This is a genomic window from Pediococcus damnosus (assembly GCF_001437255.1).
GTDB classification, from domain to species: Bacteria; Bacillota; Bacilli; order Lactobacillales; family Lactobacillaceae; genus Pediococcus; species Pediococcus damnosus.
On the sequence record NZ_JQBD01000076.1, the window covers coordinates 1 to 9,265 of the forward strand.

A 9,265-nucleotide genomic window follows, 5' to 3' on the forward strand; every position below is an offset into this window, starting at 1 on the left:
CACCTAGGAAAACTTGACACATACAATTATACACATCATTAGCTTTATGAGTGGAAATTTGTAATAATAGGATTAACAAATAGAGTTTTAAGAAAGTAAGGTGATGTGATGAGAAAACTAAAAGTTCATTGGTTACTACAGATGGTAATCATTCTGGTTGCACTGGAGATTATTGCCGTTGCAATCAACATGTTCTATGCGCCTCACAACGTAGCTTCAGGTGGGACGACCGGGATCGCGATTTTATTACACGAGAGTTTTGGATTCAATATGTCCATCGTCGTCCTAGTTTTAAACGTGGCGATGTTAGTACTTTCGTATTTTACCCTTGACAAAGCAACGACAGCACGGATTACGTTTGGTAGTTTGATCTTGCCAATTTGTTTGGCAATAACACCGCAAATTAAGCTGGTAAATGATCGGTTGCTGGCGGTGATCGTGGGTGGCGCAATTTTTGCGTTAGGAGTGGCGATTCTTTATCGATTCGATGCTTCAAGCGGAGGGACCACGGTACCACCGTTGATTTTTAAAAAATACTTTAATTTAAAACCATCCTTTGGGTTACTGGCAGTGGATGGGCTAATCTGTTTCTTTAATATTTTTGTTTCTGGCTTTGAAGCCTTCTTCCTCGCGGCGCTTTCATCCATTTTAACCATGTTTATCATGAATTATATCGAAACTGGTTTGGATCGGAAAAAAGTTATTTACATCATGAGCGATGGAAATTTGGATGAGGTGCAACATAGTTTAGTGACAATTATGGAAAAAGGGCTCACGGTATTTGATGTTAGAGGCGGATACAGTGGTGACAAGAAACAAATGTTAATGATCGTGGTGGAAAATTCAGAGTATCAACATATTTTGAACCAAATTCATACGATCGCACCAGATGCCTTTGCACTAGTTTATAACATTGCTGAGGTTCGGGGCGGTAATATGTAAAAGGGTTTTCAATTCTCGCATAATAGCTGTAGTATTAAATTATTAACTATAGACGAGTGGAGATTTAATATGACAGAACTTTATATCGTCCGCCATGGCGAAACACGTGGCAACATAATGGGATTCAAGCAAGGCCAGATTGACGGCGCACCATCACAACTGGATGATAATGGCATCAAACAGGCGCAAAATTTACATGATCGGTTTGATGTTAGTTTTGCGGATCAGTTGATTGTGAGCCCACTAACGCGTGCTAAAGATACGGCCAACTTGTTGAACGCGGGCCGCCATTTGCCAGTTGAAGTTGATGATCGGTTGCTTGAAATTTCGTATGGCGATTGGGATGGTCAATATGATGCCGACCTTAAGGCAAAATATCAGAAGTATTTTATTCCTGGTAGCAATGCTGTCTATCCAGAGTATTACAAGGTAGCCCATGGTGAACAGTTTACCGATGTTGAAAAACGGGTTGCAGATTTTACGGACGAAATTCAGGAAAAATATCCAAATCAGAAAATAATCATTGTCACACACGGTTTTACGGTGCGAAGTTTTGCCCAAAATGCGGTTAAGGCTACAGATCCATTAGCCTTTAAAGAGCCACAAAATTGTAGTGTCACTAAAATTGAAATCGAATCGGGTGATCAGCAGGCCTTATACTATTATGGTCGTGTGTTCGAATAAGTGAACGCAGGAAGTCTGTGATCTTGAAAAACTAATAAAACTGATATTCACTATTTTTTAGAATAATTTGACAAGTTTAAAAGCTGTATTTAACTTTTGCCAGCCAATTTTACTCACATATATAGGAGAATCTCATGAAAAAAACAACCTTATTGCTGCTTCTTTCTTCCGCATTCCTTTTCCTAGGTGGATGTTCTAATAATACTGATAATAAAAATCAAACTAACGATTCATCAAGTAGTTCTGTTTCAAGATCGTCTAAAGAAAGTGCGGCATCAAGCCAATCTAGCTCGTCAAGAACGTTAAATAGTGATGACGAAATGTCGTTATTAGATAGTAGTTGGAAATTTAATAAGTTTACAGTTCATCAAGTTGAAGCAGAATTAGATGATGGGCAACTGGAAGTCAAAGTTTCTTGGGAACCAAAGACTGAGAAAAAAGCGCCGTTTGCTAATTTTGGTCAAGTTAAGGTTACTCAGGCCGGTCAAACGTTGAGTTCGGTTGATCGTGATGATGATATTGATAAAGGTGAAAAAGTTCGCGATCTGGATTTGACCTATGATTACAGGAATCGAACTGATCAGGTTAAGATTCAAATTATAGAATCAGATGGTAAGTCACGCACTGTGAGGGTTAATTTACAGTAATAGGCAGAGGAGTCTGAATCGGTTAGGTTGACTGGTTTGGGTTCTTTTTTTCTCATTCACTATCTTAGGACAGCTCGATAAAGCCAGAAAAACCACATAAGCAATCCTCACAGCGGGATGCGATCCCGCCTCCGGATCTCTTATGTGGTTTTTCTTAACGCTTCATCTCACTCACTATTTCAGGACAGCTCCACAAAGCCAACCACAAGATCTAAGTGCACCTCTGGCGGGATTGCGATCCCACCGCCGTCACTTTTCACCTGCCTTTTTCCACTGAGCTTGAGGACAGCTCGGCAAAACAAGAGGCTGATCATAAGCACGACTCCCGTGGGATTACGATCCCACATCCGTCGCACTTATGATCAGCCTCTTACCGTTTTGTCTCACTCACTATAATTTAGCATTTGATTCGCTATCGTATCTGCCATTCTTAAGCGCACATCATTTACACTTGGAATTGGACTACCATTTGTTAACCAATGGCGACCTTCCGTTGAGATTCCCCAAATGTAAACATTTGGTACCGGAATGCCATCACTGTCGATCATTTCTGCCGTTTCAGTTGTGACGTCCATAGCACCTAACTGCTTGGTACTGTCATCTTTGAAATGTAATTGGTACGGTCTTGCCATTCCGCTCTTTAACAAATCTTGAATTAGTGGATTTGTGCTCATGCGGATATCTGTCGATGCCAGTCTTGCCTCAACAATCCCATCCGTTTCCACTTTGTAATCCAAAAATTGTTTTGAATAAGCGATAAAATGGTGATGCTTCATTTCAACAGTTAATTTTGGCCCAAGGATTTTAACCACCCCAGCTTTAATCAATGCCAAGAGTTGCTCTAACCGTAAAATTGGCGGCCCTACTGCCAGAAAACTATTTAAACTATTAAAACCACCTAAAATGTAGCGAGCGTAATCATCATCAGAAATGAGTTTGTAGGTAATAACCTTACGAATATTGGTGCGTAATTCACGAAGAGTTTCCATTGCGCTGGAAAACGGACTTATTTTATTACCCCGTTTAGCTTCGGCAATATCTTTTTCCAAATATTGAATCATGACTTTTTGAAGATCTTGAGCAGTTTGCGCATCACCCTCAGGATGTTCTAATTTTTCTATATCTAAACGGTCTTCTTGGGCAATACCATAGTCATCCAAAACCTGTGATGAGAGCGGATCTTTTTGAAAAGCTCGTTCAAATTCATGCGCGCTAATCCCGGTGTATGCTTGGGCAACTAACTTTGTATAGTAGGTGCATGCGACCTCTGAATGAATTAAATCCAAAAACTTCTGGCCACTCATCTGTTCTTGATTTTCGATCATATGGTCCACAAGTTGGTTCGATAGGAAATAAAGCGGTCGTGTTTCACCAATCGCTTTTTGATCAAATCCGCGAGCATGATAAGGGAAGCCCCGTCCGGAGCCAGCATAGATTTTTGGCTCCTTACCTGATGGTTTATACCGAAGTGTATCATCATCCAATCGCTGAAAGGTTCCGCCACGATGAGTTGTTAGCATGATCATGACATCCATAAAGTTTAAGCCTAATCCGCGGAGTAACACTGCAGAAGCGGCTGGAATTTTATCGAAATCTTGTTCAGCAGCGTAACCACTACGCAAATAGATTAAGTTGTTTCTGCTAGCAAAATCCGCCAATTCTTTTTCAGAGTCGGTAGCTTCAGCAAGGCCTTCTCCCAATGCCATTGAGACCCCATCAAAAGTTTCGGCAGCATCGTCAAAATTTAGTTTATAGGTATGGTCATTTAAACGTTGGATTCCAGTGACGCGTTCTTTATGAAAAGAAACGGTCACGTTTTCAGGGAGATCTACCAGTAATTGTTGATAATACCATTCTTGATAAACGCCATATAAACCACGACTTGCGTAGCTATTGGTTGAAAGATGACTAATTTCGCTTAAAAACGCTTCTTTATTTTTATAATTATGATCAGCAATAAAGGCCCTTCCAGAACGTTGTGCCCATTCAAGCAGTGTCGGCCCTGGAATTGTCGGGCCTTCCATTTCAATTGTATGATCGGTGAACAGTGTGATTTTAGCTGCTAGGGAATTCATCAAAAGTTCGTGCGGTTGAGCTGGCTGCCAAACGCGTCCGGCAATGCCAGCTGGATCAAAAAGATGGATTTCCAAGTTGTTAACCGACATCCGTTGATTCCAAGCCAGCAGTCGTTCTAAAGCCATTAAATTACGTGGCCCAGCGCCAATTAAAGCAAGTTTCATGATAAATCACCTGTATTCTTTATTTTCAGTTCTATATGGTCATATCGTATCACAAAAGCGTCAAAATTAACGATATAAGTGTGTTTGATAACCTGAGTAGGTAGGGAAAAATAGAGTTCGTGATCAAAATTTGACAGCGCTTTCTAAAAACGGGTAAACTGATCTTAAGTGTTAACTGAATACGAGGAGGAAAAGTCATGACAACAAAATTTCCAAAAAACTTTTTATGGGGCGGCGCAACGGCTGCTAATCAAATTGAAGGAGCCTGGGATGTTGATGGCAAAGGGGTTAGTGTTCAAGATCTCTTAACAGGTGGCACGTTAGAAAAGCCACGTCATTTCACGGCAAAGGTGGAGAGTGGCGCCTATTATCCTTCCCACACAGCTAGTGATTTTTATCATCATTACAAAGAAGACATTAAATTACTGGCAGATATGGGTTTTAAGGTTTATCGATTAACTGGACACGGATTTTTCCAAATGGTGATGACGCGCAACCCAACCACGCGGGGATTGATTTTTATCATAAGGTTTTTCAAGAATGCCACAAATATGGGATTGAACCCTTAGTCACAATTTCACATTACGAAGTGCCCTATCATTTAACAGAAGCATATGGTGGCTTTTTAAATCGGAAAGTGATTGGTTTCTTTGAAAATTATTGTCGGATTCTTTTCGAATCGTACAAGGATGAAGTCCATCTTTGGTTGACGTTTAACGAAATCAATACAGCCCTGATGTTTAGCGGTGGCTTTATTCAAGCTGGTGTACCGGTCAAAGATGGTGATTCAATTTTTGCATCCAGTTCCCATGAAATGGTTCAAAATGCCTTTCAAGCGGTCCACAACCAATTAGTGGCCAGTGCTAAGGCTGTGCAATTGGCCCATGAAATTAATCCCAAAAATAAAGTGGGTTGCATGATTGCCGGTTCCGAAGTTTATCCATTAACGCCAGACCCTAAAGATGTTTTATTGGCACAACAACAGACGGAAATGAATAATTTTTATTGCGGGGATGTTCATGTCCGCGGCGCTTACCCGGCATTTGCAAAAAAGTATTGGCGCGAACATGACATTCAGCTAGACATGGATCCAAGTGATGCGGAAACTTTGAAGAAAGGGACCGTCGATTTTTATAGTTTCAGCTATTATTCATCTGGAGCAGTGACAGTTCATCCTGAAAAACAAGAAAAAGTAAGTGGCAACATGTTGTCTGGAACCAAAAATCCTTATTTGAAGTATAGTGATTGGGGTTGGAGCATGGATCCAGAGGGTCTGCGAATATACTTGAATCAAGTTTATCAACGTTATCAAATTCCATTGATGATTGTTGAAAATGGTTTGGGTGCTTATGATAAAGTTGAAGCAGATGGCTCGATTAAGGACGATTATCGGATTGATTATTTACGAGGCCACGTAGCTGCAATGAAAGAGGCCATTGATGATGGCGTCGATTTAATTGGCTATACACCGTGGGGATGCATTGATTTGGCTTCGGCAAGTACTGGACAAATGTCGAAACGTTACGGTTTTATTTACGTAAATCGGCACGATGATCAAACGGGCGATTATTCACGGACACCCAAGAAGAGTTTTTACTGGTATAAAAAAGTGATTGCAAGCAATGGAGAAGATTTGAGCTAGTAATTGGCGCATAATCAAAATCACAAAGAAATCAGTTTTTACTTGACTTACAATAAGTAATTAGATATTCTAGGTATTGGAAAGAACAAACAGAAAGGAAGATAATTATGATGAAGTCAGAAATGCAAATCGAATGTTGTATGCCATGTTGCTCAAAAAACAACATGATTATTTGCGTATCTGCGAATTGTAATTATTTTTCGCCAACATTTGCCTAGAAATACTCGTAATAGGTTAAAAAGTTGAGCCGACTAATTGCATATGCAGTTAGTCGGTTTTTTTCTGTTAAAAAAGAAGGGGATGATGCTGAATGTCACCAGGCTGTCCGTGTTTAAATAAAAATTTGAAGTTAAATGAAGTTCGCGTCACCGAATTCAACACATAGAAAATTCAATCAGGGGAGACTTATTATAATGAAAAAAAGATGGATAATTTTAACCACGTTTGCTGCTGCACTAGGGTTGGTGCTCGCAGGCTGTGGTAACCAAAGCTCCGATAAGGCAAGCAACGGATCTTTAGCATCGAGTCAAGTACTTAATTTATCGGCGGATGCACCGCTTGATACGATTGATATTGCGAAGTCTACCGGTTATGGACAAACAGGAAATGTTTTTGAAAGTTTGTACCGTTTAGGAAAGAATGGAACGCCAATTGCTGGATTAGCTTCATCTGGAAAAGTTTCAAAAGATGGTAAAACATGGACTTTTAAAATTCGGAAGAATGCAAAGTTTAGTAATGGGCAGAAAATTACGGCTCAAGATTTTGTTTATTCTTGGCAACGAACACTGAATCCAAATACCAAGTCGCAATATGCATACTTATTTACTGGCATTAAAAATGCTGACAAAATTAATGCGGGTAAACTAAGCCCATCGAAATTGGGTGTTTCAGCATCAGATAGCCATACATTTGTGGTTCACTTGGATGAACCAATTGCTTATTTTAAGGTGTTGATGACTTACCCATTATTCTCACCAGTTAGCAAAAAAGTAATTGACAAATATGGCAGTAAATACGCCACAACTTCCGAATACATGGTTTATACAGGTCCTTTCAAGATGACAGGTTGGAAGGGTACTAATGATCATTGGTCATTTGTGAAAAACGACCAGTATTGGGATAAGAAGAAAGTTAAGTTGAGCAAGATTAATTACTCAGTTAATGAGAATCCGTCGACAATTTTGAGCTTGTATCAATCCAAAAAGTTAGATATGGCCCAGCTTTCAAGCGAACAAATCAAAAACTTCAAGAATAATCCTGATTACCAGACAGTGCCATACAGTATTACACGATTCTTGGCATTTAATTTCAAGGCTTCAAATTCTAAGGTACGCAAGGCCATGAACAATAAACATATTCGTCAGGCAATTTCATTATCAATTGATCGTAAGCAATTAATTAATAAAGTTATTGGGGATGCTTCGACGACGCCAAGGGGCTTTGTACCAACTGATTTAGCTAAAGATCCAAAGACAGGCAAGGACTTTGCTGATGAAGCCTATTTGAAAGGAACTGTTAGCTATGATAGTACAGAGGCTAAGAAACTTTGGAAACAGGGTATGAAGGAAATTGGTGAAAAGAACCTTAGTGTGACGTTGATGTCAACTAATGACAATGATGATAAGAATATTTCTGAATATTTCCAAGTTCAATTGCAAAAAGAATTACCAGGAATGAAGGTTAATTTGGTAAATATTCCTGATAAGGTTGCTTATTCACGAGCAGCAAAGGGTGACTTTGATATTTATGTTTCTGGATGGGGAGCGGATTTCACGGATCCAATCTCTCATTTGCAGGTACTGCAATCGAATAGTGGTTACAATTATGGTAAGTGGAGCAATAGTGAGTATGATCAATTGATCAAAAAGGCCCAGAATCAAGATGCCAACAATAAGAGTAAACGTTGGAATGATATGATTAAGGCCGACCAATTGGTTGTTAAGGATGCGGCAATTGCCCCATTGTATCAAACAAATTACTCGTTCTTGATAAATCCAAAATTAAAGGGTGTTATCCACAATACGGCAGGCACACAGTGGAATTATAAGACGGCTTATTTAGAAAAGTGAACGAAACAAGTCGGTAGGTGAAAAAATATAAGCAAGGTGGAAGCGGGATCGCATCCCGCTGCGAACCTTGTTTATATTTTTTTGCCTGACTTGTGAAGTTGTCCTGTGGTCTAGCAAAAAAAGAGTCTGGTGTACAAGCTAAAAAAAGAATTGCGAACGGGAGGAGTAAAAACATGAAACCTAGAATTGGCATTGTTGGCAATGTGTTTACCGGCGATTCCACTATTTTTTATCATAATCATGCAACTTATACGTTTCAGGGAAACGTTGACGCAATTGTAAAAGCGGGTGGGTTACCAGTCATTATTCCGATTCAATCGGCAGAATTGGCAACAGATTATTTTGAAAACATTGATGGCTTATTTTTACCTGGTGGCCAAGATGTGACACCCGCCCTGTATGAACAAGATCCAAGTCCGCTACTAAAAAAGACCTCTTTAGAGCGTGATGAATTTGAATTGGCTTTGTTTAAGTTGGCTTGGGCTCAACGTAAGCCAATTTTAGGAATTTGTCGCGGAATGCAGCTGATCAATGTTGCGTTAGGTGGAACCCTATATCAAGATCAATCGTTAATGTCACGGTCCGTTGAAGTTCAGCACGATCAAGCACCCGAAAGCTTAGGAAATATTGCCACACATCAAATTGCGGTCAAACCCAAATTGAAGCGTGTTTTGGGTGAACATGTGCTCGTAAATTCTTTACACCATCAGTTGATTCATGATTTGGCAAAGTCATTAATTTCCTTGGCGGTTGCAGAAGACGGTGTGGTTGAGGCTGTGGCACCCATTGATGATAGTCGGCCACTTCTTGGTGTTCAGTGGCATCCAGAGATGATGTTAGATAGGCCAGAAATGGTGGCTATTTTCAAAAAATATATGACGATGTTCTAAACGAGAGCAAATCTCTTTGTCAAATGTTATGTTTCAAATTCATCACTTTGTCACTTTCTAAATTAAAAAGCCGTTAATCCTATGAGTACCAAGGCTTTAGAGGAATATTACCCCGAAAAATAGGGTCTCTGTCAAATCGTATTGGTGGAGA

The 9,265-nt window shown here is 39.8% G+C and carries 6 protein-coding genes and 1 pseudogene; 6 read left to right on the top strand and 1 reads right to left on the bottom strand.

The window, feature by feature from the left end:
• The first annotated feature begins 108 nt into the window (after positions 1–108).
• The 3 genes from IV84_RS08405 (at position 109) to IV84_RS08415 (ending at position 2,273) form a co-directional block, all read left to right on the top strand.
• Positions 109–942, top strand: a complete 834-nt coding sequence (locus IV84_RS08405) for a YitT family protein (RefSeq protein WP_046872286.1) — start codon at positions 109–111, stop codon at positions 940–942.
• Positions 943–1,011: 69 nt separating this feature from the next.
• The gene (locus IV84_RS08410) at positions 1,012–1,626 is read left to right on the top strand and encodes a histidine phosphatase family protein (RefSeq protein ID WP_046872285.1); all 615 of its coding nucleotides are present in this window, start codon (positions 1,012–1,014) and stop codon (positions 1,624–1,626) included.
• A gap of 134 nt (positions 1,627–1,760) precedes the next feature.
• Positions 1,761–2,273 (top strand): hypothetical protein, encoded by a 513-nt coding sequence (locus IV84_RS08415; protein WP_046872284.1) that lies wholly within the window; start codon positions 1,761–1,763, stop codon positions 2,271–2,273.
• 383 nt (positions 2,274–2,656) lie between these two features.
• Here IV84_RS08415 and IV84_RS08420 read toward each other — a convergent pair whose 3' ends face one another.
• Entirely contained in the window at positions 2,657–4,513 is a 1,857-nt protein-coding gene (locus IV84_RS08420) for an FAD/NAD(P)-binding protein (RefSeq protein WP_046872283.1), read from the bottom strand.
• A gap of 197 nt (positions 4,514–4,710) precedes the next feature.
• On the opposite strand from IV84_RS08420, the pseudogene IV84_RS08425 reads away from it, so the two are divergent.
• The 3 genes and pseudogenes from IV84_RS08425 (at position 4,711) to IV84_RS08435 (ending at position 9,114) form a co-directional block, all read left to right on the top strand.
• Positions 4,711–6,155, top strand: a pseudogene (locus tag IV84_RS08425) (glycoside hydrolase family 1 protein).
• 413 nt (positions 6,156–6,568) lie between these two features.
• Positions 6,569–8,224: a peptide ABC transporter substrate-binding protein gene (locus IV84_RS08430; protein ID WP_046872282.1), complete on the top strand. Its 1,656-nt coding sequence runs from the start codon at positions 6,569–6,571 to the stop codon at positions 8,222–8,224.
• A 173-nt stretch (positions 8,225–8,397) separates the two neighbouring features.
• A complete protein-coding gene (locus tag IV84_RS08435; protein WP_046872281.1) occupies positions 8,398–9,114 on the top strand; it encodes a gamma-glutamyl-gamma-aminobutyrate hydrolase family protein in 717 nt (238 codons plus the stop codon).
• Positions 9,115–9,265: the final 151 nt, after the last annotated feature.